Annotated in this window: 29 protein-coding genes and 1 other RNA gene; 8 read left to right on the forward strand and 22 right to left on the reverse strand. The window is 73.6% G+C overall.

Features of this window, described 5'->3' with window-relative positions; translation table 11 throughout:
- The first annotated feature begins 3 nt into the window (after positions 1–3).
- Positions 4–285, forward strand: coding sequence for a hypothetical protein (locus RDI86_RS02345; RefSeq protein WP_308820606.1), 282 nt, complete (start codon positions 4–6; stop codon positions 283–285).
- Between the two features lie 62 nt (positions 286–347).
- Here the strand turns inward: RDI86_RS02345 and RDI86_RS02350 are convergent, their stop codons facing one another.
- Positions 348–620 (reverse strand): hypothetical protein, encoded by a 273-nt coding sequence (locus RDI86_RS02350; RefSeq protein ID WP_308820607.1) that lies wholly within the window; start codon positions 618–620, stop codon positions 348–350.
- Positions 590–769: a hypothetical protein gene (locus tag RDI86_RS02355; RefSeq protein WP_308820608.1), complete on the reverse strand. Its 180-nt coding sequence runs from the start codon at positions 767–769 to the stop codon at positions 590–592. Before RDI86_RS02355 ends, RDI86_RS02350 begins: the two co-directional genes overlap by 31 nt.
- 297 nt (positions 770–1,066) lie before the next feature.
- On the opposite strand from RDI86_RS02355, the gene RDI86_RS02360 reads away from it, so the two are divergent.
- Complete coding sequence (locus RDI86_RS02360; RefSeq protein WP_308820609.1) at positions 1,067–1,360, forward strand: hypothetical protein; 294 nt, start codon at positions 1,067–1,069, stop codon at positions 1,358–1,360.
- Positions 1,361–1,553: 193 nt separating this feature from the next.
- Here the strand turns inward: RDI86_RS02360 and ssrA are convergent.
- From ssrA to RDI86_RS02440, 16 genes are all read right to left on the reverse strand, one after another.
- Positions 1,554–1,920: a transfer-messenger RNA gene (gene ssrA, locus RDI86_RS02365) on the reverse strand.
- Between the two features lie 148 nt (positions 1,921–2,068).
- Entirely contained in the window at positions 2,069–2,482 is a 414-nt protein-coding gene (locus RDI86_RS02370; RefSeq protein WP_194216141.1) for a hypothetical protein, read from the reverse strand.
- 119 nt (positions 2,483–2,601) lie between these two features.
- The gene (gene smpB / locus RDI86_RS02375) at positions 2,602–3,072 is read right to left on the reverse strand and encodes an SsrA-binding protein SmpB (protein WP_308820610.1); all 471 of its coding nucleotides are present in this window, start codon (positions 3,070–3,072) and stop codon (positions 2,602–2,604) included.
- 202 nt (positions 3,073–3,274) lie between these two features.
- Positions 3,275–4,672 carry a M23 family metallopeptidase gene (locus RDI86_RS02380; protein ID WP_144680292.1) on the reverse strand — a complete coding sequence of 466 codons (1,398 nt, stop codon included), beginning with the start codon at positions 4,670–4,672 and terminating at the stop codon, positions 3,275–3,277.
- Position 4,673: 1 nt separating this feature from the next.
- Positions 4,674–5,585, reverse strand: a complete 912-nt coding sequence (gene ftsX / locus RDI86_RS02385) for a permease-like cell division protein FtsX (protein WP_021483124.1) — start codon at positions 5,583–5,585, stop codon at positions 4,674–4,676.
- A gap of 5 nt (positions 5,586–5,590) precedes the next feature.
- On the reverse strand, positions 5,591–6,520 hold the full coding sequence (gene ftsE, locus RDI86_RS02390; protein WP_308820611.1) for a cell division ATP-binding protein FtsE: 930 nt from the start codon (positions 6,518–6,520) through the stop codon (positions 5,591–5,593).
- Between the two features lie 162 nt (positions 6,521–6,682).
- Entirely contained in the window at positions 6,683–7,795 is a 1,113-nt protein-coding gene (gene prfB / locus RDI86_RS02395) for a peptide chain release factor 2 (protein WP_308820612.1), read from the reverse strand.
- 154 nt (positions 7,796–7,949) lie between these two features.
- Positions 7,950–9,173 carry a WxL protein peptidoglycan domain-containing protein gene (locus RDI86_RS02400; RefSeq protein ID WP_308820613.1) on the reverse strand — a complete coding sequence of 408 codons (1,224 nt, stop codon included), beginning with the start codon at positions 9,171–9,173 and terminating at the stop codon, positions 7,950–7,952.
- Positions 9,174–9,305: 132 nt separating this feature from the next.
- A complete protein-coding gene (locus tag RDI86_RS02405) occupies positions 9,306–9,920 on the reverse strand; it encodes a hypothetical protein (protein WP_076405409.1) in 615 nt (204 codons plus the stop codon).
- 189 nt (positions 9,921–10,109) lie between these two features.
- Complete coding sequence (locus RDI86_RS02410) at positions 10,110–10,685, reverse strand: hypothetical protein (RefSeq protein ID WP_308820614.1); 576 nt, start codon at positions 10,683–10,685, stop codon at positions 10,110–10,112.
- Positions 10,682–11,155: a TadE/TadG family type IV pilus assembly protein gene (locus tag RDI86_RS02415; protein WP_308820615.1), complete on the reverse strand. Its 474-nt coding sequence runs from the start codon at positions 11,153–11,155 to the stop codon at positions 10,682–10,684. The genes RDI86_RS02410 and RDI86_RS02415 overlap by 4 nt, the downstream gene beginning before the upstream one ends.
- Positions 11,152–11,559 carry a TadE/TadG family type IV pilus assembly protein gene (locus tag RDI86_RS02420; protein WP_061267678.1) on the reverse strand — a complete coding sequence of 136 codons (408 nt, stop codon included), beginning with the start codon at positions 11,557–11,559 and terminating at the stop codon, positions 11,152–11,154. The genes RDI86_RS02415 and RDI86_RS02420 overlap by 4 nt, the downstream gene beginning before the upstream one ends.
- A gap of 1 nt (position 11,560) precedes the next feature.
- Complete coding sequence (locus RDI86_RS02425; protein WP_061267677.1) at positions 11,561–11,776, reverse strand: hypothetical protein; 216 nt, start codon at positions 11,774–11,776, stop codon at positions 11,561–11,563.
- 68 nt (positions 11,777–11,844) lie between these two features.
- A complete protein-coding gene (locus tag RDI86_RS02430) occupies positions 11,845–12,786 on the reverse strand; it encodes a type II secretion system F family protein (protein WP_308820616.1) in 942 nt (313 codons plus the stop codon).
- Positions 12,783–13,643, reverse strand: a complete 861-nt coding sequence (locus tag RDI86_RS02435) for a type II secretion system F family protein (RefSeq protein ID WP_076405276.1) — start codon at positions 13,641–13,643, stop codon at positions 12,783–12,785. Before RDI86_RS02435 ends, RDI86_RS02430 begins: the two co-directional genes overlap by 4 nt.
- A gap of 2 nt (positions 13,644–13,645) precedes the next feature.
- Entirely contained in the window at positions 13,646–14,929 is a 1,284-nt protein-coding gene (locus RDI86_RS02440; protein ID WP_128957593.1) for a CpaF family protein, read from the reverse strand.
- A 199-nt stretch (positions 14,930–15,128) separates the two neighbouring features.
- Between RDI86_RS02440 and RDI86_RS02445 the strand changes: the two genes are divergently transcribed.
- Positions 15,129–16,352, forward strand: coding sequence for a pyridoxal phosphate-dependent aminotransferase (locus RDI86_RS02445; RefSeq protein ID WP_308820617.1), 1,224 nt, complete (start codon positions 15,129–15,131; stop codon positions 16,350–16,352).
- A 6-nt stretch (positions 16,353–16,358) separates the two neighbouring features.
- Here RDI86_RS02445 and RDI86_RS02450 read toward each other — a convergent pair whose 3' ends face one another.
- Both RDI86_RS02450 and RDI86_RS02455 read right to left on the reverse strand, forming a co-directional pair.
- Positions 16,359–17,726, reverse strand: a complete 1,368-nt coding sequence (locus tag RDI86_RS02450; RefSeq protein WP_241005624.1) for an LCP family protein — start codon at positions 17,724–17,726, stop codon at positions 16,359–16,361.
- 79 nt (positions 17,727–17,805) lie between these two features.
- A complete protein-coding gene (locus RDI86_RS02455; protein ID WP_308820618.1) occupies positions 17,806–19,041 on the reverse strand; it encodes a multidrug effflux MFS transporter in 1,236 nt (411 codons plus the stop codon).
- 134 nt (positions 19,042–19,175) lie between these two features.
- Between RDI86_RS02455 and RDI86_RS02460 the strand changes: the two genes are divergently transcribed.
- Positions 19,176–19,943, forward strand: coding sequence for an SOS response-associated peptidase (locus RDI86_RS02460; protein WP_061267671.1), 768 nt, complete (start codon positions 19,176–19,178; stop codon positions 19,941–19,943).
- Positions 19,944–19,997: 54 nt separating this feature from the next.
- Here RDI86_RS02460 and RDI86_RS02465 read toward each other — a convergent pair whose 3' ends face one another.
- Entirely contained in the window at positions 19,998–21,080 is a 1,083-nt protein-coding gene (locus tag RDI86_RS02465; RefSeq protein WP_369824877.1) for an adenylate/guanylate cyclase domain-containing protein, read from the reverse strand.
- A gap of 132 nt (positions 21,081–21,212) precedes the next feature.
- Positions 21,213–22,088, reverse strand: coding sequence for a biotin--[acetyl-CoA-carboxylase] ligase (locus RDI86_RS02470; RefSeq protein WP_168945759.1), 876 nt, complete (start codon positions 22,086–22,088; stop codon positions 21,213–21,215).
- Positions 22,089–22,242: 154 nt separating this feature from the next.
- On the opposite strand from RDI86_RS02470, the gene RDI86_RS02475 reads away from it, so the two are divergent.
- The 4 genes from RDI86_RS02475 to RDI86_RS02490 all read left to right on the forward strand — a co-directional run bounded on the left by RDI86_RS02475 (position 22,243) and on the right by RDI86_RS02490 (position 25,418).
- Positions 22,243–23,874 carry an acyl-CoA carboxylase subunit beta gene (locus tag RDI86_RS02475; protein WP_308820619.1) on the forward strand — a complete coding sequence of 544 codons (1,632 nt, stop codon included), beginning with the start codon at positions 22,243–22,245 and terminating at the stop codon, positions 23,872–23,874.
- A gap of 61 nt (positions 23,875–23,935) precedes the next feature.
- Positions 23,936–24,445 (forward strand): hypothetical protein, encoded by a 510-nt coding sequence (locus tag RDI86_RS02480; RefSeq protein ID WP_076405268.1) that lies wholly within the window; start codon positions 23,936–23,938, stop codon positions 24,443–24,445.
- A complete protein-coding gene (locus RDI86_RS02485; protein WP_244550457.1) occupies positions 24,442–24,708 on the forward strand; it encodes an acyl-CoA carboxylase epsilon subunit in 267 nt (88 codons plus the stop codon). Before RDI86_RS02480 ends, RDI86_RS02485 begins: the two co-directional genes overlap by 4 nt.
- Positions 24,705–25,418 (forward strand): hypothetical protein, encoded by a 714-nt coding sequence (locus RDI86_RS02490; RefSeq protein WP_163184679.1) that lies wholly within the window; start codon positions 24,705–24,707, stop codon positions 25,416–25,418. The genes RDI86_RS02485 and RDI86_RS02490 overlap by 4 nt, the downstream gene beginning before the upstream one ends.
- The last annotated feature ends 6 nt before the right edge of the window (positions 25,419–25,424 follow it).

A 25,424-nucleotide genomic window follows, 5' to 3' on the forward strand; every position in this document is an offset into this window, starting at 1 on the left:
CCCATGTACATCGACCGCCGCGGACGAGAGTGGGCACGATGGCCTGACGTCACCGCCCCACCGGGCAAGGAGCTCGAGATCTCGTTCGACGCAGGCGCGACCTGGATCCCCATGGAGCGGGAGGACGCCACGACGGTGCGCGTTCTTGTCGCGGGTCCGGAGGCACCAACTCCGCACCCGGAGGGCACGGCGGTGCTCCGGAAGGGTCGCAACGTCGCCACGGTCCGACTCAGCGCGGCGCCCGAGGTCCTCGTCCGCGACGCGGGGATCATCCACGTCCGCTGACCTGTCTTGCACTCGTGACGCGCCCCCGCCCGGCTCCCGGGCGGGGGCGCGTTCGTCGTTCGTTACTTGAGGAGTCTGGCGCGCCTCTCAGGCGTGAGCGCACCGCTGGCGCTTTCGCGTCCGACGTCGGCCAGGTAGGCGATGAGGCGGTCGCGGTCGACACCGCGCAGGACGAGCTCGATGCCCGCGCGCACGACGTCGGACTGCGCGACACCCGCGGCATCTGCGATCGCGAGCAGCTCGTCGCGGTCGGCCTCGGCGACCTTCGTCGCCGCCGCGACACGCCGCTCTCCGGGCCGGGGCATCAGCGGGCCGCCTTGCGGTGCGCCCACCACAGCGCGAGCCCGGTCAGGGCCGCCCACGCGACGCCAACAGCCACCCATAGGGCCGGGTACGCGTCGGCGAAGAACACCGCGAGGGTGCCGATGATGACTCCGGAGACGAGCGCGCTCCGGACGCCGGGGTCCTGCAGGTACCTCTTCACGTGCCTTCCTTCCTCGTGTCCCCAGGTGGGAGGATGGGGATCCGGGCCGGGGGTACTTCATCTACCCCCGGCCCGTCCGTCACTTCCTGTGACGGCCCTTCGGTGGTCTCTTCGGCCTGCTGTTCCAGGCCTGGTAGATCGTGACGATCAGCGTCAGGATCGAGACCACCAGTGCGGCTATCTCCACCGCATCCCTCCCCTCTGTTGTTGTAGTAGTAACACTACCCCGATGCGGGGGTAGTGTCAACACTAAAATGCGGGGAGACCGTCGAACGCTTGTTCGAATACGATGAGGCCGTGGGTACTCGTCGACGCCCGCCTCCGGGCGGCTGGCCGTCCGGCATCGAGACGGTGCCGCTGCGCGACCACGCCGAGGAAGCGCCCGAACTCGCGCGGCGCGGCGAGCGGATCGTGCGCCCCGCCGAAGGCATCCCGGTACGGGCGTGGGTCACGCAGCGCCAGAGCGGTGATGCGCGCGTCGACGGCGAGGCCGTCGCGTGGGCCGGGCGCCAGGTCCACGTGCGCTACATCTCACGGGAGGGGCGCGAGGGGTGGGCATGGCTGTGGGCCGACGCCGTCGAGCGGCGCTGACCCGCGCGCGGGCTCCGTGCCAGACGATCGGGCCGAGAACGACGACAGCCGCGCGACCCCGAAAGGTCGCGCGGCTGTCGTGTTGTTCAGCACAGGATCGGTGTATTTCCGAGGGCGTCCCGTCGATGTTGACGTGTAGTGTTGACGCCGTTCCGAGGTGGGGCCAAAAACATGGCCCCACCTGCGAAGATACCAGTGGAGGTGCGGGGAATCGAACCCCGGTCCGGTGACGCCGATCGAGGACTTCTCCGGGCGCAGTCTGCTGTCGTTTTTCTCGGCCCCCGCACTCACGCAGACAAGATGCGGACGGGCTCAGTCACCTGAAAGTCCCCGCAGCCCCGGTGACGAGGACTGCGAGCAGTGGCTCTCTAGATGACGCCAGGATCCGAGTCGAGAGCTAGCTCGGGCTGACGGACTTCGGGGCTCGCTCAGGCGGCGAGGGCGAAGTCGGTGCGCTTGTTATCGGCACCTGTGTTTTGCAGACATCGTTTACGAGATAAGCCTGCATCCTCGGCCCGCTTCTCCTCGAAGCACGACCACCGTCGAAACCGATCACCCCCTGTGCAGTTGTCAAGCACTGCGCGGCGCCCGGGCGGACCCGGACCTCGTGCAGCAGGTCCAGCCTACGCGATCAACGCCGTGCCCCGCACGGATATTTCCGCGCGGCCGGGTACCGGCGGTCGTGCGCCGCCGGTACCCGCGTCGCGGCTACTTCTTCCGGCTCAGCGAGTCGACGAGCAGCCCGCCGGCGATCCCGAGGAGGAACACGTCCTTCGCGAGCCCGGTCCCCTGCTCGGTGGGTCGCACCCCGTCCTCGCGCGTCATGCCGGGCGTCTTGAGGTACATGCCGACGAGGCCGGCCGAGAAGACGCCGAGCCCGACGGCGACGAGACCGGTCGGGACGAAGGGCGTCACGAGGGCCGCGCCGAGCGCGATCTCGGCGGTCGACAGGGTCTTGGTGAACTGCTTCGGCTCGACGTCCCCGAGGAACGAGTACGTGCCGGCGGCCATCCCGTGCAGTCCCTGCGCGGTCTCCTCGTCGGCACCGCGCTTGCTCAGGCCGGAGTTGAGGATGTACGCCCCCGCCGCGAGGCGCGGGATGTACTGGCGGAGCTTGACCATGGGGCCTCCTGGTTCGCGGTCGTCGTCTCGCCCTCGACCGTACGTCGAGGGCGACGGCGTCACCAGCGGGTGGGGCCGGCGTCGGGCACGGGACCGCGTGCGGGACGCCCCGCGCGGCGTCAGTGCAGCTCGCGCTGCCGCATGGCGCGCTGCGCCTCGCGGTTGTCCTGCTTCTCGCGGAGCGCCTGGCGCTTGTCGTACTCCTTCTTGCCGCGCGCGAGCGCGATCTCGACCTTGGCGCGGCCGTCGAGGAAGTACAGCGCGAGGGGCACGATCGTGTGCCCCTTCTCGCGCGTCTTGGACTCCAGGCGCAGGATCTCCTCCTTGTGCAGGAGCAGCTTGCGCTTGCGGCGCGGGGCGTGGTTGTTCCACGTGCCCTCGGTGTACTCGGGGATGTGGACGTTCTCGAGCCAGGCCTCGCCGCGGTCGACCGCGACGTAGCCGTCGACGAGCGACGCCCTGCCCATCCGCAGCGCCTTGACCTCGGTCCCGGACAGGACGATCCCCGCCTCGTACACGTCCTCGATCACGTAGTCGTGGCGTGCCTTGCGGTTGCTGGCGACGACCTTGCGGCCGCTGTCCTTCGCCATCCGTGTCCTACCGTCCTTCTCTGCTGTCGGTGCTGTCGCCCGGGGTGCTCGTCCGGGGCACCGTCCGTGCGTCGGCCCCGAGCCGTGCGGGCGCCCCAGCGTACGGGTGCCCGACGGCGCCCGGTACCGATTATCCCCCGGGTGCGGTCGCGCGGGGGCCGGGGAGGGTCGGGCGCGACGCCCGGAGCGCGACCCGGCCCGGTCAGCGCAGCACGGACATCGGGTCGATCGTCGACCCGTTGACGTACACCTCGAAGTGCAGGTGGCACGCCCCCGAGAGGCCGGTGTTGCCCGAGTAGCCGATGACGTCACCCTTGTTGACGGTCCGGCCGGACGACACCGCGAAGCGCGTGAGGTGGTTGTAGCTCGTCATGAGGTTCTTGCCGCCTACCGTGCCGTGGTTGACGAGCACCTGGTTGCCGAAGCCGTTGCGCCATTGGGCGTGGACGACCGTCCCGGGCCCGGCCGCCATGATCGGCGTGCCGCAGTAGGCGCGCAGGTCCGTCCCCGCGTGCAGGCGGTAGTAGCCGAGGATGGGGTGCAGGCGCATCCCGTAGCTCGAGGTCACGTAGGGCACCGCCGTCGGGTACGACAGGAAGCTCGAGATGCTGCCGCGGTCGCCGCCGGAGGACGAACCGCCACCTCCGCCGCCACCACCGCCGGAGGACGACCCGCCGCCGCCACCGCCCCCGCCACCGCCGCCGGACTGCTGGCTCTGCTGCTGGCGGCGCGCCTCCTCCTCGGCGGCCTTGCGGTCACGCTCCGCCTGCTCCGCGATGATGCCCTTGATCTCGCTCTGCAGGGACTGCTGCGCGGCCTCGTTCTCGGCGACCTTGGCCTCGGCCGCGGACTTGCGCTCCTCGATCGTCGCCTTCTTGGCCTGCTGGTCGACGATGAGCTGCTCGACCTCGGCCTTGCGGTCGGCCGCGGCCGTGCGCGCCGCCTCGGCGGCGACGAGGTTCTCGTCCGCCTGCTGCTTGAGGTCGGTGACCGTCTCGCGCACCGCCTGGAGGCGCGCCTCGCGGTTGCGCGACACCGACTCGGCCTCGAGCAGCTCCTGGAGCGAGCGGGACTGGCTGCGCGCCGCCGTCGAGGAGACCGCGTACTCCGCGATGAACTCCTCGGTGCTCTGCGCACCCGTGACGATGCCGAGGCTCGAGACGTCGCCCTGGCCGCGGTACGCCTGGCGCGCCATCTCGGCGATGCTCGACTTGGCGTCGGCCACCTCGGTCGCGCCGCGCTCGATCTCGGCGCTGATCGCGGCCTCCTGGCCCAGCGCGTCCTCGAGCCGCTGCGCGAGCAGCTCCGCCTCGCGCTGCGTCCGCTCGACCTCGGCCTGGGCCGCGTCGAGCTCGGCCTGCGCGACGGGCAGCCGCGCCTCGATGGCCTGGAGGTCGACGACGGCCTGCGCGAGCGCCGCGTCCGTGTCCTCGAGCTCGGACTGCAGCTGCTCGCGGTTGCCGAGGATCTCGGACTGGCGACGCTCTGCCGCCGCCCGGCGGTCGTCGATGTCGTCGGCGGACGCCGAGGCGACGCCGCCCACGAGGAGCAGGGTCGTGGCGATCAGAGCCGCTGTCGCGCGGCGGAGGTCCCGGGTCATCTCACACCCTCGTGTGGCGGTTGAGCGTGACGACCGAGGACACGGCCGCCAGCAGGAAAGCGATCCCGACGAGCACGGGTGCGATGCGCAGCACGTCCGCCTCGTCGACGTAGGCCACCCACGTCACGGACTGGGACAACCAGTCGGTGACCAGGTACTTCACGCCGACCCAGAGCCCGCCCACCGCCAGGACCGCGCCGAGCACGGCGGCGATCGCGCCCTCGAGGAGGAACGGGAGCTGGATGAACAGGTTCGACGCCCCGACGAGCCGCATGATGCCCGTCTCGCGCCGTCGGCTCAGCGCGGAGAGGCGGATCGTCGTCGTGATGAGCAGCACGGCCGCGAGCAGCATGACCGCCGCGAGACCGGCCGCGAGCAGGGACGCGCGGTTGAGCGCGAGGAACAGCGAGTCGAAGATGCGGCGCTGGTCCTCGACCACCTCGACGCCCGGCCGCCCCGTCACGACGTCGTTGACGACCTCGTAGTTCTCCGGGTTGGTGAGCTTGAGCCGGAAGGACGCCTGCATGTCGTCGACCGTGAGCTGCGTGCCGAGGTACCCGTCGGGGTAGCGCTCGGTGAACGCCGCGAACGCGTCGTCCTTGGACTCGAAGTAGACCGTCTGGATCTCGTCGCCGAGCTCGGTGTCGAACAGGTCCTCGATCGCCGCGATCTGGTCGGGCGTGGCCTCGCCGGCCGCGCACGTGGGCGACGGCGACCCGGCCGGGCAGAGGAAGACGGACACCTCGACCTTGTCGTACCAGTCGTCCTTGAGCTTGCCGATCTGCGCCTGGAGCAGCAGCGACGACCCGACGAACGTGAGCGAGACGAAGGTGACCAGCACGACGGAGACGGCCATGGAGACATTGCGCCGCAGGCCCTGGCCGAGCTCCGCGAGGATGAACTGGAGTCGCACGCCGCTCACTCCCCCGCCGTCGCGTCGACGTGGCGACGCGTCGAGCGTCGCCGGGGCAGCGGTGGCCGGCCCGAAGCGTCGACCGCGGGCGTCGCGCCGGTCGCCGGCGTCCGGTCCGGCGCCTCGGCCGGGTCCTGCGTCGAGGACGACGCCGGGTCGGGTGCTGCGGACGGGCGTGCCGTCCGGCGCACGACGGCGGTCGGCGCCGACTCGGGCGCCGGGCCGGCCGTCGGGTCGGGGATCACCTGGCCGCGCGCGCCGTAGGAGCCGTGCGCCTGGTCGCGCACGAGCGTGCCGGTGTCGAGCTCGACGACGCGGCGGCGCATCTGGTTGACGATCTCCTCGTCGTGCGTCGCCATCACGACGGTCGTGCCGGTGCGGTTGATGCGGTCGAGCAGGCGCATGATCCCGAGGGACGTCGTGGGGTCGAGGTTCCCGGTCGGCTCGTCGGCGAGCAGGATCGGCGGGCGGTTGACCATGGCGCGCGCGATGGCGACGCGCTGCTGCTCACCGCCGGAGAGCTCGTGCGGGCGACGCTTCTCCTTGCCCGCGAGGCCCACCATCTCGAGCGTCTCGGGCACCGTGATGGCGATGGTGTGGCGCGGCTTGCCGATCACCTGGAGCGCGAACGCGACGTTCTCGAACACGGTCTTGTTGGGCAGCAGGCGGAAGTCCTGGAACACCACCCCGATCTGGCGGCGCAGCTTGGGGACGTTCCAGCTCGACATCGACCCGAGGTCGCGGCCCGCCACGAAGACCTTGCCCTTCGTCGGGCGCTCCTCGCGCAGGACGAGGTGCAGGCACGTCGACTTGCCGGAGCCGGACGCGCCGACGAGGAAGACGAACTCGCCGCGCCGGACCTCCAACGACACGTCGTCGACGGCCGGCCTCGCGCCGCGCGCGTAGACCTTGGTGACGTTCTCGAAGCGGATCACAGCGGCACGTTCCTCGGGTCGGGGGTCGATCCGTGGACGAACGGGGTTCGTCGCACGATCCCGAGGGTAGGCATGTGTCTCCGGCCCGGCGGGGCGGACACGCCGCGCCCGGGTGCATCGATCCGTTGCTCGGATCAATCGGCCCGGGGCGGCCGCGGAAGGTCAGGCCTCCTTCTGCACCCCGCGGCGCCAGCGGATCCCGGCCTCGATGAAGTCGTCGATGTCGCCGTCGAACACCGCCGAGGGGTTGCCCACCTCGTGCTCGGTGCGCAGGTCCTTGACCATCTGGTACGGCTGCAGCACGTAGGAGCGCATCTGGTCGCCCCAGCTCGCCTTGATGTCGCCCGCGAGCTCCTTCTTCTTCGCGTTCTCCTCCTCCTGGCGCACGAGCAGCAGGCGGGACTGGAGCACGCGGAGAGCCGCGGCGCGGTTCTGGATCTGCGACTTCTCGTTCTGCATCGAGACGACGATGCCCGTCGGGATGTGCGTCATGCGCACCGCGGAGTCGGTGGTGTTGACCGACTGCCCGCCCGGGCCCGAGGACCGGAACACGTCGACCTTGATCTCCGACTCCGGGATCTCGATCGAGTCCGTCTGCTCGATGAGCGGGATCACCTCGACCGCCGCGAACGACGTCTGGCGACGGCCCTGGTTGTCGAACGGCGAGATGCGCACGAGGCGGTGGGTGCCCGCCTCGACGGAGAGGTGGCCGAACGCGTACGGCGCCTTCACCTCGAACGTCGCGGACTTGAGCCCCGCCTCCTCGGCGTACGACGTGTCGAGGACCGTGGTCGGGTAGCCGTGGCGCTCCGCCCAGCGCAGGTACATGCGCAGCAGCATCTCGGCGAAGTCGGCCGCATCGACGCCACCGGCGCCCGCGCGGATCGTCACGACGGCCTCGCGCGCGTCGTACTCGCCGGCGAGCAGGGTGCGGACCTCGAGCTGGTCGAGGTCCTTGCGGATGGCGGCGACCTCGTTCTCGGCCTCGACGAGGGTGTCCTCGTCCTCCATCTCCTGGCCCATCTCGACCAGGGTCTCGACGTCGGCGATGCGCTGCCCGAGCTTCTTCACCCGGTCCAGCTCCGACTGCGCGGCGGAGAGCGCCGACGTCACCTTCTGCGCCGCGTCGGGGTCGTCCCACAGGTCGGGCGCCGACGCCTTCTCCGAGAGGTTCGCGATCGTCGCGCGCAGCTCCTCCGGGTCGCTCACGCTCTCGATGGACTCGAGCGTGCTCCGCAGCGCCTTGATCTCGGACGGGAAGTCGATGATGGCCACGAGGTTCAAGGTTACGCGACCCCGCGCGCGGTCGGCGCCGTCGCGCGAGGCGACGGCGACGGGACCGCGCGGGGGCTCCGCGCGGGGTCCGCGCGCGGGGCCGCCGCGGGGGTTCGGCGTCCCCGGGCGGGGCACGCCCGACGGCGCGTCGCCGTCAGTCCTTCGTGCCGCCCTGCGGGGCGGAGCCGCCCGTGGTCGACGGCGCCCGCTCGGCGGTCGTCGCCTGCTGGCGGCCCTCGTCACGCGCCTTCGCGAGCATCGCCTCGAGGCGCTGGCGCCGGCGTCGGCGGTCGTCCCGGACGCCCACGATCACGACCACGACGATCGCGAGGAGCAGGAGCTGCGGCCACGGGACCGCCCACGTGGTGACGGTGACCGTGACCGGGTCGAGCGGCGCGTCCACCTGGTCGTCGCCGACGACCGTCGGCGTGACGGTGATCGTCGTGCTGACCGGTCCGAGCGGCCAGACGTCGGCGAACGCGACCTTGCTCCGCAGGGATCCGCCCGGCAGGACCTCCCCGAGCGGCTCCGCCGTCGCCTCGTCCGTCACGGCGCCGAAGAGGGCGGACGTCGCGACCTGGCCCTCGGCGCCGAGGCGCACGTTGCCGTCGTTGGCGACGTCGTAGGAGACACTGAGGTCGCCCGCGGCGAACGGGTTCCACGACGGCGCGTAGGACGCCTTGACGTCCTCGACGGCGAGCGCGGGCTGGACCTCGCCGGTGACGCGCGTCGTGACGCGGAACCCGACACGGCTCTCGACGCCGACGCTCGTCCCGCCCTCGCCGCCGCCCGTGCTCGTGACCGACGCGGCGATGCCCGCCGGGTGGTCGCCCGGGGTCGCGTTCTCGGGGACCGTGATCGTGTACGGGACGACGACCGTCTCCTTCGGGCCCACATCGACGCTCTCCTGGACGGTGAACCACGTCCCCGCGTCGGTGGACTCCTGGTCCGAGGAGAGCATGTTGAAGCGCCCGTTGGCGGTGAGGTAGCCGTCCGCGGCCTTGAGCGCGAACGTGGCCGGCACGTCGCTGAAGTTCGAGACGGCGATGTGCTCCTCGACCGTCGTGCCCGGGTCGGCGACGAGGTCGACGCCGCGACGCCCGTCGGGACCGTTCGCGTCCGCGGGCTTGGCGCCCCACGTGATGCGGTCCTCGGTGTCGAGGGGCAGCGCCGTCGGCAGAGCGCTCACGACGTCGGCCTGCGCGTTCGTGACGCCGGCGTGCGCGCTCGTGGCGGCGGTCGTCGCGGACGCGCCGACGGCGAGCGGGGTCGCGGGCAGGAGGCCGAGGGCGAGGGCGGTCGCGGCCAGGACGAGACGACGCCCGCGGCGGCGGGACGGGGACCCGGTGCGGGCGGGGTGCGTTGGTGCGGGGATCACGCAGGGGCTTCTCTCCGTACGACGACGGGTCGCCCGCCCGGCACGACCGTGGTCGTGCGGGACGGTGCGACCCGTCGTGTGACTACTCGGTCGGTGCCCGGTCGGAACCGGTCACCGGGACGTCGGGACGGCTCAGTCCTCGAACAGGGACAGCGTGATGGTCGAGTTGTACGCGCCCGGCGCGACGTCCTCACCCGTGCGCAGCGTGAGGTTCGCGCCGGCGGTCCAGGAACCCTCGGGGTTGACCTCGGCCGAGTCGAACGTCGAGACCAGGAGCTCCTGGTCGACGAGACCCGGGCCGTTCTCGAGGGAGGGCTCGACCGGCTCGCCCTCGGAGACCAGGCCGGTGTCGCCACCGTCGACGAGGGTCGGGGCCCAGCCGAGGTTGTCGGCACCGATCTCGCCCGCGTCGCCCGTGAAGGCCGACGCGCTGCCCAGCACGTACCAGTAGGCGCCCTCGGGCACCTCGGTCCGCGTGTCGGTGACGGTGACCTCCGGCAGCGCACCGTTGAACTCGCGCGTGCCCTCGACCGACGACTCGTCGGCCTCGGTCAGCGTGGTCGAGCTCGCGGCGACGGTGAGGGCGAGGTTGCCCGGCTCCACGTTGGACTCGATCTCCACGGAGACGTCGACGTCGGTGCCGTCCACCGGGTCGGCGGAGGCGGCGGACGCGAGGGCGACCGTGCCGATGAGCATCGCACCGAGGGCACCCCCGGCGACGAGCTTCTTCGTTGCTCGTGCGTTCATGTTGTAGCTCTCCATCGTTGGAGTTGTTGTCGGACCGGATCACCATAGCGGCGAACCTGGGGTTTTGACAGGGCCGAACCAGAAGTGGCCATCCAAAGTTAAGAAAGTGAACAAAGGCGCGCGAGCGCGCTCACGCGACGTTGCGGTATTCCTTTCCCTGGACGTTCTTCGTCGAACAGCAACAGGTGCTCACCACGCTCTGGCACGTGACTCTGCACGCACGATGATGCCATCACTCCACGCCCCGGTCACCCAGCTGATCATCGCGGGTCGCGCCCGCGCGGCGAGGCCGACCGACGCCGTGCGCCCGTCGCCGGTCGACGCTTCGGTCACCGCGACCTCGCTCAGACCGGCGAGCGCCGCGGGGTTCCGGGCGAGATAGTCGTCGACGTCCGCGCGGATCCCGGCGTCGGTCAGCGTGAGGACGGCACCCTCGACCGGCGGCGCGGCGCCGCCGGAGTAGAACGTCTCAGGGGTCGTCGAGTCGGCCGCCGTGAGGGCGAGCGCATCCGCGAGCGCGTAGAGCCGCTTGCGTTCGAGGTGCACCTCCGTGGCGCTCACCACGACCGTCACGAGGAGCAGCGCGAACGCGACGAACGCGCTCGTGAGCAGCAGGATGCGGCCGTCCTCCTCCCGCTCGTCCGAGCCCCGGAGCCGCGCGACGAGCGCCGCCGACCCGCGGACGACCGCCCCGGACCGTCGCCCGGCGACGGGTCCGGGCGCATCACCCGGCGCCGGGGCGCCCAGGGGTGTCGGGGCGCTCACGGCCGCCGCGCCGCGTACGCGTCGACGGACGCGACGTGGCGCGCCTCCACGGGGACCGCGAGGGGGACGACCCCCCGCACGAGCTCGGGCACGAGCGGGAGCGGCACGTCGAGCCGGACGTGCGCCGTCACCTCGCCGCCCGGCTCCAGGCAGACCTGTGACGAGCAGGCGATCGTCAGACCGCCCGCGCTGGGGGCGAACCCCTGGTCGCCGAGCGCCAGGGCCACGGCCGCCGAGGCGAGCCGGGCGCCGTCGTCGCTCGACGGCGCCGTGACGAACGCACGCGCCGCCTCGCGGGAGGCGCCCTCCACGGCGAACGTCGCGGCCTGCACCCGCCCCACCGTGAGCACGAGGTACAGGACCGGCAGGAGGAGGACGAGCGCGACACCGAGGAACTCGACGACCGCGCTCCCCCGGTCCGCGCGCTGCCCCGTCAGCCTCGCGCGGAGCCGAGCGAGCAGGCGCGTCACGGGGCCTCCTCCAGCGCGTGACCGCGGACGGTGAGTGCTCCGGCCGGGCCGAGCAGTCCGACGACCGGGAGCGGCGCGGTCACGGTGACCTCGACGACGGGCAGACCGTCCACGACGGTCCGGCGCGCGACGACGTCCTGCGCGTACCGCGCCGAGAGCGCGGACACGACGAGGTCGCGCGTGCGGTCCGCGCCGTCGTGCGGGCCACGGTCGGCACGGCCCGCGACGCGGGCACCTTCCGCCGCGCAGTCCACCAGCGTCGCGCGCACGTGGACGGCGAGCGCGACCTGGACGACCCCGAGGAACAGCACGAGCACGAGGACGGAGACGAGGGTGAACTCGACGACGGCGGAGCCCCGCTCCGGGTCCTCGACGCCGGCTCCCGGACCACCGCGACGCACCATCTCAGGGGGCGCCGACGCTCGAGATGGCGTTGCTGAAGGCCTGCGTCAGCGCCGGCCCGGCGACGGCCCAGAGGGCGATCACCAACCCGGCCGTCATCAGGGTGATGAGCACCCAGCCCGGCACGTCGCCGCGTTCCGGGTCCTGACCGGTCAGCCGCCCGAGCGCGCCGCGCGCTGCGGCGCGCACCGCCTGGTTCCCTCGATTCCACCCCTGCATGGTTCTCCTTCGTCGTCGTTTCGATCGGTCGTGCCGGGCGGTCGTCCCGGACACTTGGTCGCTGCTGCTCAGAAGCCGAGCCGCAGGGTCGCGAGCGACGGGAAGACGGCGTAGACCACCGTCACGGGGAGGATGAGGAAGACGACGGGGACCATCATCAGGACCTCTTTCCTCCCGCCCGCCTCCATGAGCGCGCGACGTCCCGACTCACGAACGTCCTGCGCCTGCGCCCGCAGCACGTCGGCGAGCGGGGTCCCCCGTTCCACGGCCACCGCGACACCCTCCGCGAAACGGGTGAGGCTCGGCAGCCCGGTGCGGTCGGCGAGCTGCTCGAGCGCCCGGGCGAGCGGGGTCCCGGCACGCACGGTCGCGAGGGTCGTGCGCAGCTCGCCGGAGAGCTCGCCGTGCGCGGTGGTCGCGACGCGCTCGAGCGCCGCGACCGGCCCCTCGCCCGCGTTCACCGCGAGCGCCAGGAGCTCGGCGACCGTGGGGAACTCGGCGAGCATGCGCTCCTCCCGACGTCGCACGGCGCGGGTCAGCGCGTGGTCGCACGCGAGCACACCGCCGACGCCGCACAGCAGCACGAGGACCACCAGTGCGGCGACGGACGACCCCCGCGTCGCCGCGAGCAGCACGGCGAGCGCCGTCCCGCCGCCGAGCCCGACGACGCCCCACACGAGCTGCCGTGCGCGGAACTGCTCGACGCTGCGTCCGCGGCCGGCACGGTCGAGGCGGCGCCGGACGTCGGACGCCGTCGAGCCGAACCGTTCCAGCGCGCGGCCCGCGTCGGCGAGCAGCGGCGCGAGGAGTCGTTCGAGGGTCGGGAAGGGTGATCGCACGGGGTGGTCGCGCAGCAGGACGGACGTGCGGTCATGGGTGCGCAGATAGGGCGCGAGCCGCTCGTCGAGGCGGATCGACCGCCCCCGGAGCCCGGCGACCACGAGGAGGACACCCAGCCCGCCGAGCGCGCCGAGCGCGGCACCGGTCCAGGACACGTCGACGGCGCTCATCGCAGCACCCGCTCTTCCTCGGGCAGCCGCCCGATCCGCAGCATCAGCTGGTACGCCGCCGCGGAGCACGCGGCGCCGGCGGCCAGGACGACCGCACCCGCCATCGTGTTGTACGCGGCCGCCGTCTCCGGGCGCGTCGCGAGGAAGCCGAGCACGACCCACGGGCCGGCGACCGCGAGGCGCGCCCCGTTCACGGTCCACGACTGGCGGGCCTCGAGCTCACCGCGCGTGCGGGCGTCCTCGCGCAAGAAGGTAGACAGGGTGCGCAGGAGGCGACCCAGGTCGGTGCCGCCGACGTCCCGCGTGATGCGGAGCGCCTCGACGATGCGGTCGGCGACAGGGTCCGCGAGCCGGTCCTTGAGCAGGTCGAGGCACTCCCCGAACCGGCCGGACGCGCGGTAGTCCCGCGCGAACTGGGTGAACGGCTCGCGCAGCTCGACCGGACCGCGCTCGCCGAGCTGACCGACGGCCTCGGGCAGCGACAGCCCCGCGCGCACGCCCGAGGACAGGTGGTCCAGCACCTCGGGCCAGACCTCCCGGAGCCGCGCACGCCGCCGCCGGGCGCGGGACCGCACGAGGAGGGAGGGCGCTCCCGCGGCGATCACACCGAAGCAGGCCGCGATCGTCCACGACCGCGCGAGGACGGTCCCGACCACGAGGACGACGAGCCCGACGCCGACGCTCGCGACCACCAGGGCACCGGGTGTCACTGCCGGTGCGCCGGCCTGGACGAGCAGGTCCTGCGTGCGTGCCGCCCACCCGTCGGCACGACGCACGCGCGGGGGCCCGGGCGCCCAGAACGACCACCAGACGCAGAACAGCCCCGCGCCGAGGAGGAGGCCCACCGCCACGCCCACGGTCAGCCCACCCTCGTCGGCGCGGCGCCGTCGAGCACGTCGGCCCCGGCCGGGCCCGCCCGCAGGACCGCTGCCAGGTCGATGCCCGCGCGGGCGAAGCGCTCGGCGCGCGGCGGGAAACCGCCCGCGCGCACCAGACGGTCGCCCGAGCGGACGAAGATCTCCGCGGCCTCCACGACGCCCTGCTCGACGCGGCCCGTCACACCGAGGATCTCGCGCACGCCGCGACGCCCGTCGGCGTCGACGCCCAGGTGCACGACGAGGTCGATCGCGGACGCGACCGTCGGCACCACGAAGCGGTCCGAGACGTTCTCGCCCGCGAGCAGGGGCAGCGTGCACATCTTGGTGATCGCCTCCCGGGCGGAGTTCGCGTGGATCGTGCACATCCCCGGGACTCCGGCGTTCAGCGCGACGAGCAGGTCGAGGCTCTCCGCCTCGCGGACCTCGCCGATGACGATGCGGTCCGGGCGCATGCGCAGCGCCTCCTTCACCAGGCGCCGCAGGGGGATCTCGCCCGTGCCCTCGAGGCTCGGCTGCCGGCACTGGAGCGACACGACGTCGCGCACGGCGAAGCGCAGCTCGAACACCTCCTCGCACGTGACGACGCGCTGCGCGGGCGGGACCGACCCGGCGAGGGCGTTGAGCATCGTCGTCTTGCCCGCCTGCGTGGCTCCCGCGACGAGGATGTTCAGCCCGGCCCGCACGGACGCGTCGAGGAAGGCGGCGGCCTGGGGCGGGAGCGCGCCGAGCCGGACCAGGTCGTCCAGGTGCGACGCCCGGACGACGTGCTTGCGGATGTTCACCGCCCACTCGCTGCGCGTGACGTCGGGGATGACGACGTGCAGCCGCTCCCCGCCCGGCAGGCACGCGTCGACGAACGGGCTCGACAGGTCGAGCCGACGCCCGGACGACCGCAGCATCTGCTCCACGAGGTCGCGCACCTGCTGTGCCGTGAGGATCGTCGTCGTCAGCTCCGACGAGCCGCTGCGCGCCACGAACACCTGGGAGGGCGCGTTGATCCAGATCTCCTCGATCTCCGGGTCGTCGAGGTAGGGCTGGAGCGGCCCCAGCCCGGCGACGGCGTCGACGACCGCGCGACCGGCAGCGGCGGGGTCGGCGAGCGGCGCGACGGCCCCGAGCGCGCTGCGCGTCTCGTAGTCCGCGACGACGTCGCGCACGAGCTGGTCGACGGCCGCGCGGTCGCGCGCGGGGTCCACCCCGCGCCGTCGGACAAGCTCGCGCACCTCGCCCTCGAGCACGCCGACGGCGTGCGTGTCCGTAGACATGTCGAGCATTCCCCCTGCTCCGTCGGCCGGCTGCCCCGCCGGTCGTCAACGATCTGCGCCAGAGAGTAGGGCATGGACGCGCCCCCGTGAACCGCCCCTGTGGACAAGGTCGCGGGCGCCCCGGAATCCCGCGCCGTCGAGAGGGGACCCCCCTTCCGGCGTCCCACATCGTGGTCGTCGCGACGGCTAGGGTCGGGCCATGACGGACCTCCCGCCCGGCCGCTGGCAGGCCGCCGCGCGCGCCACGGGCCTCCTGGGGGCCGACGGCGCGGTCGCGGCGACGATCTTCGCCGAGATGACGGCGCTCGCGCAGCGCACCGGGGCGATCAACCTCGGGCAGGGCTTCCCGGACGTCGACGGCCCGGCCGCGGTGAAGCACGCCGCGGTGCGCGCGATCGAGGACGGCCACAACCAGTACCCGCCGGGCCCGGGCGTCCTCGAGCTGCGCAACGCCGTCGCGAGCCACCAGCTCCGCCACTACGGCCTGGACCCGGACCCGGAGACCGAGGTGCTCGTGACGACGGGCGCCACCGAGGCGCTCGCGGCGACGATCCTCGCGCTCGCCGGGCCGGGCGACGACGTCGTGACGCTGGAGCCGTTCTACGACTCCCACGCCGCGTGCATCGCGCTCGCGGGTGCGCGCCACGTCACGGTTCCCCTGCTCCCCGGCCCCGACCGCTTCCGGCTCGACGTGGACGCGCTGCGCGCCGCTGTCACCGACCGGACGCGCCTGATCGTCGTGAACTCGCCGCACAACCCGACGGGCACGGTCCTCGACCTCGACGAGCTCGACGCGATCGCCGCCGTCGCGCGCCGGCACGACGTCGTGGTCGTCACGGACGAGGTGTACGAGCACCTGACGTTCGACGACGCCCGGCACGTGCCGATCGCGACGCTGCCGGGGATGCGGCAGCGGACGATCACCATCTCCTCGGCCGGCAAGACGTTCTCGTTCACGGGGTGGAAGGTGGGGTGGCTGCACGGGCCCGCGCCCCTCGTGACGGCGGTCCGCACGGTGAAGCAGTTCCTCACCTACACGTCGGGCGCGCCGTTCCAGCCCGCGATCGCCGACGCGCTCGCGGACGACGAGACCCCGCGCGCGCTCGCCGACTCGCTCGCCGCACGCCGTGACCTGCTGTGCGAGGGCCTGGTCCGCGCGGGGTTCGACGTCGTCGTGCCGCAGGGCACGTACTTCGTCATCGCCGACGGCGCCGCGCTCGGATTCGAGGACGGCACAGCGCTGTGCCGCGAGCTGCCCGCCCTCGCGGGCGTCGTGGCCGTCCCCGTGAGCGCGTTCTGCACCCCGGGGTCGACGACGGCGCGCGCGCTCGCGTCGCGCGTCCGGTTCACGTTCGTCAAGCGCGAGGACGTCCTGCACGAGGCCGTGCGACGCCTGGCCGCGCTCGGCGCGTCGCGGCCCTGAGCGACGTCAGGGGCACACGCCGTCGCGTGGCGCTTCCGTCGCGCCGGCACCCGGGTCGGTCCCCGCTCCCGGGTCCGTCGCGCCCGTGCCAGGGTCGACGGCACCGGTCCCGGGGTCGGTGGTGCCCGGGTCGGTCCCCGCTCCGGGGTCGGTCGCGCCGTCCGCGGGGGCCGTGGCGTCGTCGCGCGGGTCCGTGACGGGCTCGTGGCCGGGCGGGGGTGCGTCGTCGATCAGCCGCTGCCAGATCGCGTCGGCCTCCGCCGTCCACTCGACGCGGTTGCGGTCGCTCGCCGCGTCCACGACGGGGACCTGGGTGAAGACGACCTCGGAGGGCTTGATGGCCCGCAGGCTGAACGCGAGCCCGGCGAGCGCCGTCGGGTCGGCGATGGTGGGGTCCGCGCTGATCGAGCCGAGCACGGCCTCGATGACCCCGTAGAGCTGGGGCGAGTTGGTGATGATGTTCTGCGAGAGCAGCTCGCGCACCGCCGAGTCGATGAACGCCTGCTGCCGGGCGATGCGCGTGAGGTCGGAGCCCATCTCGAGTCCCATGCCCTTGCCGTGCCGTGCCCGGAGGAAACCGATCGCCTCGTGACCGTTGAGCGTGTGCTCGCCGGCGGGCAGGTCGAGGGTGCCGTACCGCGGATCCTCCTTGATCGGCTCCGGGAAGCACATGGTCACGCCGTCGATAGCGTCGACCACGCCGACGACCCCGGTCATCTTGACCACGACGTGGTTGGTGATGGGCACGCCCGTGAGGCTGTAGACCGACGAGATCGTGCAGCCGGCGGCCGCGTCCATGTCGTCGACGCCGCCCGACCCGATCTGGAACGCCTCGTTGAACATGGTGTTGCGGCGCGGCGAGGACATCGACCCGTCGGGAAGCTTGCACGCGGGCAGGTCGACGAGCGAGTCGCGCGGGATCGACACGACCTCCATGCGCGTGCGGTCGCCGGACACGTGCACGATGAACGTGGTGTCGGACCGCATTCCCTCCTCCTCGCCCGCGAGCGCGGCGTTCTCGGCGTCGCGGTAGTCCGTGCCCATGACGAGGATGTTGAGCGCCTTGCCGGCGAACGGGTCGGACGGGTCCTTCGGTGGTTCCTCGGTCGGCATGCCGACCACGTACTCGGACACGTCGCTCACGGTGATCTTCGACTTGAGGTCGAGGTACACGGCTCCGGCGCCGACGGCCAGGAAGACGAACGCGCCGGTGAGGACCAGCCCGATCGCCCGGGCGACGCGGTGCGAGCGGAGCGCGCGGGCGTGGTGCGGGCCCCCGGCGGGCTTGTCCGTCGCCCCCTTGCGGGAGCGTGTCTCCTGCGTCGCGCGGGACCTCGCGCGTGCGGGCGGCGAGGCGGGGGCGGTCTTCGGCACGGTCCGAGAGTAGAGGGTCGGGCGCGAATGCGTGCGCCGGACCAGCGGGAGGACGTGTGAAAGGGCGGCGAAGACCGGGTCAGACGGGCGTGTGCCAGCCCCCGCGGCGGAACGCCGGCGTGGCGAGCGCGAGCACGAGGATCGACGCGACGACCGCCCCGAGCATGACGGTGGACATCGCGACGGCGTCGCCGCCGAGGACGCCGACGAGCGGGCTCACGAGCCCCGCGACGCCTGCCTGGAACGCGCCGATGACCGCGGCGGCGGTGCCGGCGATCTCGCCGTGCCGGGTCAGCGCGAGCGCGGAGGCGTTCGCGGGGATGAGGCCCTGCATCGACAGGACGAGGAACAGCGCGGCGACGATCCCGACGATCCCGCCCGCCCCCGTCAGGGCGACCACGAGGAGGCCGACGGCGAACACGCCCTGCACGACGAGCGCCGTCCGCAGCAGCCGCACGGGTGCGACGCGGCGGACGAGCGCGGCGTTCGCCTGCGCCGACAGCACGAGCCCGATGCCGTTCACGGCGAACAGGAGCGCGAACTGCCCGTGGCTCAGCCCGTACCCCTCCTGCAGGACGAAGGGTGAGCCGACGACGTAGCTCATGAGGACGGCCTGCCCGAGGCCGGGGAGCACGGCGAGCGCGACGAAGTGCCGGTCGCGCAGGAGGCCTGCGTACCCGCGCAGGACGGTGCGCGCCCCGGCGGGGCGACGCCGCTCGAGCGGCAGGGACTCGGGCATGAAGAACAGGACGATCGCGCCGAGGACGACGCCGCCGAGCGCGAGGACCCAGAAGACCGCCCGCCAGGTGGCGTGCGCGCCGATGAACGACCCGAGGGAGGGCGCGAGGAGCGGCGCGAGCCCGATGACGAGCATGAGCCGCGACAGGACGCGCGCGGCGTCGGACCCGGTGAACCGGTCGCGGATGGCGGCGATCGCGACGACGGACGCGGACGCGTTGAAGAACCCCTGGAGCACGCGCAGGCCGACGAGGATGCCGATGTTGGGCGCGAACGCGCACAGGAGCGACGTGACGACGTGCAGCGAGAGCCCGACGAGCACGGGCAGACGACGGCCGTAGCGGTCGGAGAGCGGCCCGATGACGAGCTGCCCGACCGCGCCACCGAGGAGCATGCCGGACAGCGTGAGCTGCGCGAGGGAGTCGGGCGCACCGAGCTCGGCGCCCACCTCGGGCAGGAGCGGGAGGTACATGTCCACCGTGAGCGCGGGCAGCGTGGCGAGCGCGCCGAGGAGCAGGACCCAGCGGGCGGACGATCTCGGTCGGGGCACGGCGGGGTCGACCGAGGAGGGTGGCATGACTCCCATCGTAACGATTCGATCGCGTGCGGACCGGGCTTCCGGGCGTGACCCTGCTCTCCCCCGGCGGCCCTCCCCGTGCGCGCGCCCGCCGGCCCGGCGCGAGCGTGGGTGGCGTGCGGCACCCTGGAGGCATGTGCGGACGCTATGCCTCCTTCCGGGACGCCCAGGACCTCGCGGACGAGTTCGCGATCGCCGACGTGGCCGACGACGCGCGCCTCCTCCCGCCGTCGTGGAACCTCGCGCCGACGGACCCGGTGCGAATCGTCGTCGAGCGCGCCGCGAAGGACACGGGAGAGGTGCGCCGCTCGCTGCGGCTCGCGCGCTGGGGCCTCGTGCCGTCGTGGTCGAAGGACCCGAAGGGCGGCGCGCGGATGATCAACGCGCGCGCGGAGTCGATCCTGGACAAGCCGGCGTTCGCCAAGCCGTTCGGCGTGCGACGGTGCCTCGTGCCCGCCGACGGCTACTACGAGTGGCGCGTCCTGCCCGACGGCGCGTCCCCCGCCGGGTCCGCGGGCGCGCCGGCGCGCCGGGGCAAGGTCCCCAAGCAGCCGTACTGGATCGCGCCCGGCGACGGGCGCAGCGCCGCGTTCGCGGGGCTCTACGAGTTCTGGCGCGACCGCACCAAGGCGGACGACGACCCGGACCGCTGGCTCGTCTCGACGACCATCATCACGACCGACGCGGCGCCCTACCTCGCCGAGATCCACGACCGCATGCCGCTCGCCCTGCCGTCCGACGCCTGGGACGCGTGGCTCGACCCGGCGGTCGACGCGCGGGGCGCCGCCGACCTCCTCGGGCTCGGCGGCCCGCACGACGACGTCCCCATGGTCGCGCGCGAGATCTCGACCCTGGTCAACTCGGTGACGAACGACGGCCCGGGGCTCCTCGAGGCCGTCTGACCGGGCCCTGCGCTGGCGGGCGGACGTCGGCGACCGCGCGCCCGGCGCAGCCGGTCAGCCGCGGTAGGCCCACTGGAGGCGCACGGGCTCGATCGTGCCGAGACCCTGCACCTCCGTCTCGGGCTGCGCCGTGAGCGCGAACCGCTGGTCGCCGGCGAGCAGGCCCGCGGTCTCGCGGTCGACGAGCACGGTCGTCGGGTCGGCGATGTCGACCAGTCGCGCCGCGAGGTTGACGCTCGGGCCGAACACGTCGCCGAACCGGGACAGCACGCGTCCCCACACGAGGCTCACGCGCACGGGCGGCACGTCGACGTCCTCCTCGCGGCCGCCCGCCGCGGCCAGGCCGAGCGCGACGCGCGCGCCGGTCGCGACGTCGTCGGCCACGTAGAGCACCGCGTCGCCGATCGTCTTGACGACGCGACCGCCCGCCGCGGTGATGACGTCGCGCGCGCTCGTCTCGAAGAGCTGCACGAACTCGGCGAGCTCGCTCGAGCCGAGCCCGCGCGTGCGCTGCGTGAAGGAGACGATGTCCGCGAACCCGACCGCACGCGGGAGCGGGAGCTCGTGCTCGTCGACCGCGGTCGCGCGGGCGTCGGAGAACTCGACCGCGAACCTCCCGGCGACGGCCGCGAGCTGGCGCCGCCACGCGTGCAGGAGCTGCTCCTCGAGGACGGGCGCGAGCTCGGGCAGCCGGTCGAGCACGAGCAGGCGCGCGCTCGTGTCGTCGAGGTCGAAGCGCCGCGTGAGGTGCTCGACGAGCGCCTCGACCTGCCACAGCACGAGGCGCTCGGTCGTGTGCCCCGTCGAACGGATGAGCGTCGTGAGCGCGCGCTGGTCGAGCTGCTCCTGCTCGGCGAACGCGAACACGTCCGCGAGCGCCTGCGCGTCGCGCTCGGTGAAGGCGTGCTCCTCACCCTCGGTGAGCGGGAGGCCGAGCGCCTGCCAGTAGGCGCGGACGCGGTCCTCGTCGACGCCGGCCCGCTCGGCGAGCCGTTCGACGGTCAGGGTGCGGGGTCCTCCGAGGAGCGCCTCGTCGAGCACCGCCTCGGTCGCCTCGGCCTCGGTGGTCGGCGCGCCGTCCTCCGCGGTCGTCGCGGACGGTGCGGGGGCGAGCTCGTTCTCCGGGTCCACTGGCACCCGGCGATCCTATTCCTCGGCCGGGCTCGTCGACGTCGGCAGGCGCACGCGAGATCGGCACGCACGACCGCCGATCCGGCCGCGGACCGCCGATCTCGGGGGGCCGTCGGGGGCCGGTCAGGCGTGGGCCGGTCAGGCGTGGGGGCGCAGGTGGTGCACGTCGCCGCTGTGGTGGACGGTCGTCGTGCCGTCGTCGAGGCGGACCTCGAGGCCGCCGTCGGGGGCGAGCCCGGTCGCGAGCCCGACGACGTCCCCGCCCGCGACGCGCTCGACGCGCACGCGCGTGCCGAGCGTCGCGCTGACCTCGGCGCAGTCGGCGTCGAGCCCGGCGGCGTGCGCGTCGCCCCCGGCGTCCTGCCAGCGCGCGAGGACCTCGCCGAAAGCCTCGTGCAGCGCGACGAGCACGACCTCCCGGTCGGTGGTCGCGGCTCCGGCGAGGGCGAGCGAGGTGGCGGTCGGGACGGGCAGCTCGTCGCGCCGCTGCGCGACGTTGAGGCCGACGCCGACGACGACCCCGCCGTCGGGCAGCACCTCGGCGAGGATGCCGGCGACCTTGCGCAGCGGTGCGGGCTCGCCCGCGCCGGGGTCGGGGACGAGGACGTCGTTGGGCCACTTGACGACGGCCTCGACGCCGGCGGTGGCGCGCAGCGCGCGGGCGGTCGCGAGCCCGGCGAGCAGCGGGAGCCAGCTCAGGGCCTCGCGCGGCACGCCGGGCCGCAGGAGGAGGGAGCCGAGCAGGGCGGTGCGGGGCGGCGTCGTCCACGAGCGGCCGAGCCGGCCGCGGCCCCCGGGCTGGTGCTCGGCGACGAGGAGCGCGGGAGCGGGCCACGCCGCCGGGTCGCGCGCGACGGCGTCCGCGAGCTCCGCGTTGGTGGACGCGGACTCGGGCACGACCTCGAGCCGGGCGAGCGGCCCGGCGGGCGCCACGAGCAGCTCGCGCAGGAAGTCGGCCCGCAGCGGGGGTCGCTCGTCGCCGGACGGGGTCTCGGGGTCGTGCGCGGTCGCCATGCCCGCCATCCTCGCGCACCGCGCGGGCGCCGCACGAGGCGGGGACCGGCCGACCTGCGACCGGCCGAGTTGTGGGTACCCACCAACCCAGGCCCCCGCGGTGCTGGCGGCGGCCGCATCGAGTGGGTGCGATCCTCCAACTAGGCTCGGGTGCGTGACGGACTCTGCGACGACCTCGCCCGCGACGACCGAGAGCGCCGACGCGCCCCGCCTCACCGGGACCGCGGCGAAGCTCGCCGACCTCGACCGCCGTCGTGCGGAGGCGGTCGGGCTGCCCGAGGAGGCAGCGCGGACCAAGCAGCACGCGCGCGGCAAGAAGACGGCCCGCGAGCGCATCGACGCGCTCCTCGACGAGGGGAGCTTCGTCGAGCTCGACGCGTTCGCGAAGCACCGCTCCCACAACTTCGGTCTGGAGAAGAAGCGGCTGGCGGGCGACGGCGTCGTCGTCGGTCACGGCACGATCGACGGCCGCCAGGTGTGCGTGTACTCGCAGGACTTCACGGTGTTCGGCGGCAGCCTCGGCGAGGTCCACGGGCAGAAGATCACCAAGGTGCAGGACCTCGCGCTGCGCACCGGGGTGCCGCTCATCGGCATCTCCGACGGCGGCGGGGCCCGCATCCAGGAGGGCGTCGCGGCGCTCACGCAGTTCGCGGAGATCTTCCGCCGCAACGTCGCGTCGTCGGGCGTGATCCCGCAGATCTCGCTCATCCTCGGCCCGAGCGCGGGCGGCGCGGTGTACTCCCCGGCCCTCACGGACTTCATCGTCATGGCCGACAAGACGTCGAACATGTTCATCACCGGGCCGGACGTGATCCGCGCGGTGACGGGCGAGGACGTGGGCTTCGAGGAGCTCGGGGGCGGCCTGACGCACAACGAGAGGTCCGGTGTCGCGCACTACCTGGGCAGCGACGAGGACGACGCGATCGACTACGTGCGCCACCTCGTGTCGTACCTGCCGCAGAACAACCTGTCGGACGCGCCGTCGTTCCTGCCCGACGACGTCGAGCTCGCGGTCACGGAGGAGGACGAGGAGCTCGACGCGCTCGTCCCGGACTCGGACTCGCAGCCGTACGACATGCGCACGGTGATCGAGCACGTGCTCGACGAGGGCGCGTTCCTCGAGGTGCAGCCCCTGTTCGCGAAGAACGTGCTGGTCGGGTTCGGGCACGTGGAGGGCCAGTCGGTCGGCGTCGTCGCGAACCAGCCGCTCGCGATGGCGGGCACGCTCGACATCGACGCGGCCGAGAAGGCGGCGCGGTTCGTGCGCACGTGCGACGCGTTCAACATCCCCGTGCTCACGCTCGTGGACGTCCCGGGCTTCCTGCCGGGCGTCGACCAGGAGCACCAGGGCATCATCCGCCGCGGCGCGAAGCTCATCTATGCCTACGCGGAGGCCACGGTCCCGCTCGTCACGGTCATCACGCGCAAGGCGTACGGCGGCGCCTACATCGTCATGGGGTCCAAGCAGCTCGGCGCGGACGTCAACCTCGCGTGGCCGACGGCGCAGGTCGCCGTCATGGGCGCGGGCGGCGCGGTGAACATCCTGCAGCGCGCGGCGCTCAAGCGGACGGCCGACACGGGCGACGACGTCGAGGCGGAGCGCGCGCGCCTCGTCGCCGAGTACGAGGACGCGATCGTCAACCCGTGGGACGCCGCGGAGCGCGGCTACGTGGACGCGGTGATCCGCCCGTCCGAGACGCGCGTGCAGGTGGTGCGTGCGCTGCGGGCGCTGCGGACCAAGCGCGCGAGCCTGCCGCCCAAGAAGCACGGCAACATCCCCCTGTGAGCGTCGCGGACCGCACGCCCCCGACGACCCGCCGCACGAGCGGCCCGAGAGAAGGACGGTCATGAGCCACGAGGACGCCACGCACGGCCCCGCGCCGCTCGGCGCTGTCGACCCGGCACCGATGCACGCCGTCGTCGACGCGCTCGCCGCGGCGCTGCACGAGTACGTCGGCACCGCCGTGGGGGTGCGCGCCGAGTTCGGGGCGTCGGAGGCGGACGAGGACCCGCGCGTCCTCGCGCTCGAGGCGCGCGTCGGCGCGCTCAACGCCCAGCTCTTCGACGTGCTGCACGAGGCGCTCGGCATCCACCCCGACCTCACGTCGTCCGTGTGGGAGCCGACGGAGGGCGAGGAGGCCGACGACGCGGACGCCGCGCCCGCGGACCTGGAGGACGACACGTTCACCCTGGAGTACGTCGTCGTCTCGCGCCCCGGCGGCCCGGACCTGGACGACGTCGTCGGGCTGCTGGACTCGTGGGGCCACGAGGCGCAGGCGCGCCTCACCGAGGCGGGCTACGACGTCCCGGAGTGGGGCGTGGGCCGCGGCACGGACGAGCACGAGGACGACGCGTGAGCGAGCAGCAGCCGGTGGGCGCCACCCCGAGCGTGCGCGTCGTGCGCGGCGCCCCGGACGAGCTCGAGGTCGCCGCGCTCGTGGCCGGGCTCGCCGCGGCGGCCGCGGCCGGCGACGAGCCCGACGACGTCGCGCCCGTGGACGAGTGGACCAACCGGGCGCGCGTGCTGCGCGGGACGGGCGACGGCGCGACGGCGAAGAGCTTCGGTGGGCGCTCGGGACGGCACAACGCCGACTCCTGGCGCTGGAGCCTGCGCTCGTGACGACGCCCGGCACCTCCCCGCGCGTGCGTCGGCTGCCCGAGCGGGCGGTGCTCGTGGAGCAGGCTCCGACGGCCGACGCCGTCGAGACCGACCCGACGGCGCTGCCGCCCGTCGCGCCCGTCGCGGCGTGGCGACGCTGGGCCTGGGCGGTCGCCTTCGTGCCGACGGTCGCGCTCCTCGTCTACCAGCGCGCGGGCGCGTCGCGCGGCTGGCCCGTGCCGGAGGCGCTCGTCGTCGTCGCGACCTTCGGCCTGCTGCTGACGGCCGTGCTCGCGCTCGTGCGCTACCAGGACGACCGCGCCACGGCGCGCCTCGCGCGCGGTCGCGACGCGCTGCTCGCCGCCCCCGTCCGGGCCACGGGCACGCTCACCGTGCCCGCACCGGCCACCGACGCCCCGCAGCCCGGTGCGCACGACGTGCGCGGGACGCTCGTCGTCACGACGAGCTCGGGCGCGGCGACGGCGCGCCCGGTGCGCGTCGTCGCGCCCACCGGCACGGCGGGCCCGCGCCCGGGTGACCCGGTCGCCGTCTGGCACGCGACCGACGACGAGGACGCGACCGGCGTGCTGCTCGTGCGCTACCACCGTGACTGGGCCGACGACCTGCTCGCCGCGCTGCGCGGGGGACGCCCGGTCGCGGGCGACGGGGCACCTCAGGACGGGCCGAAAGTCCCGGAGGATCCGACGGAGCGCCCGCCCCGCGCCGAGTAGTCTCGT

The sequence above is a fragment of the Cellulosimicrobium sp. XJ-DQ-B-000 genome, assembly GCF_031119065.1.
GTDB lineage: Bacteria > Actinomycetota > Actinomycetes > Actinomycetales > Cellulomonadaceae > Cellulosimicrobium > Cellulosimicrobium funkei.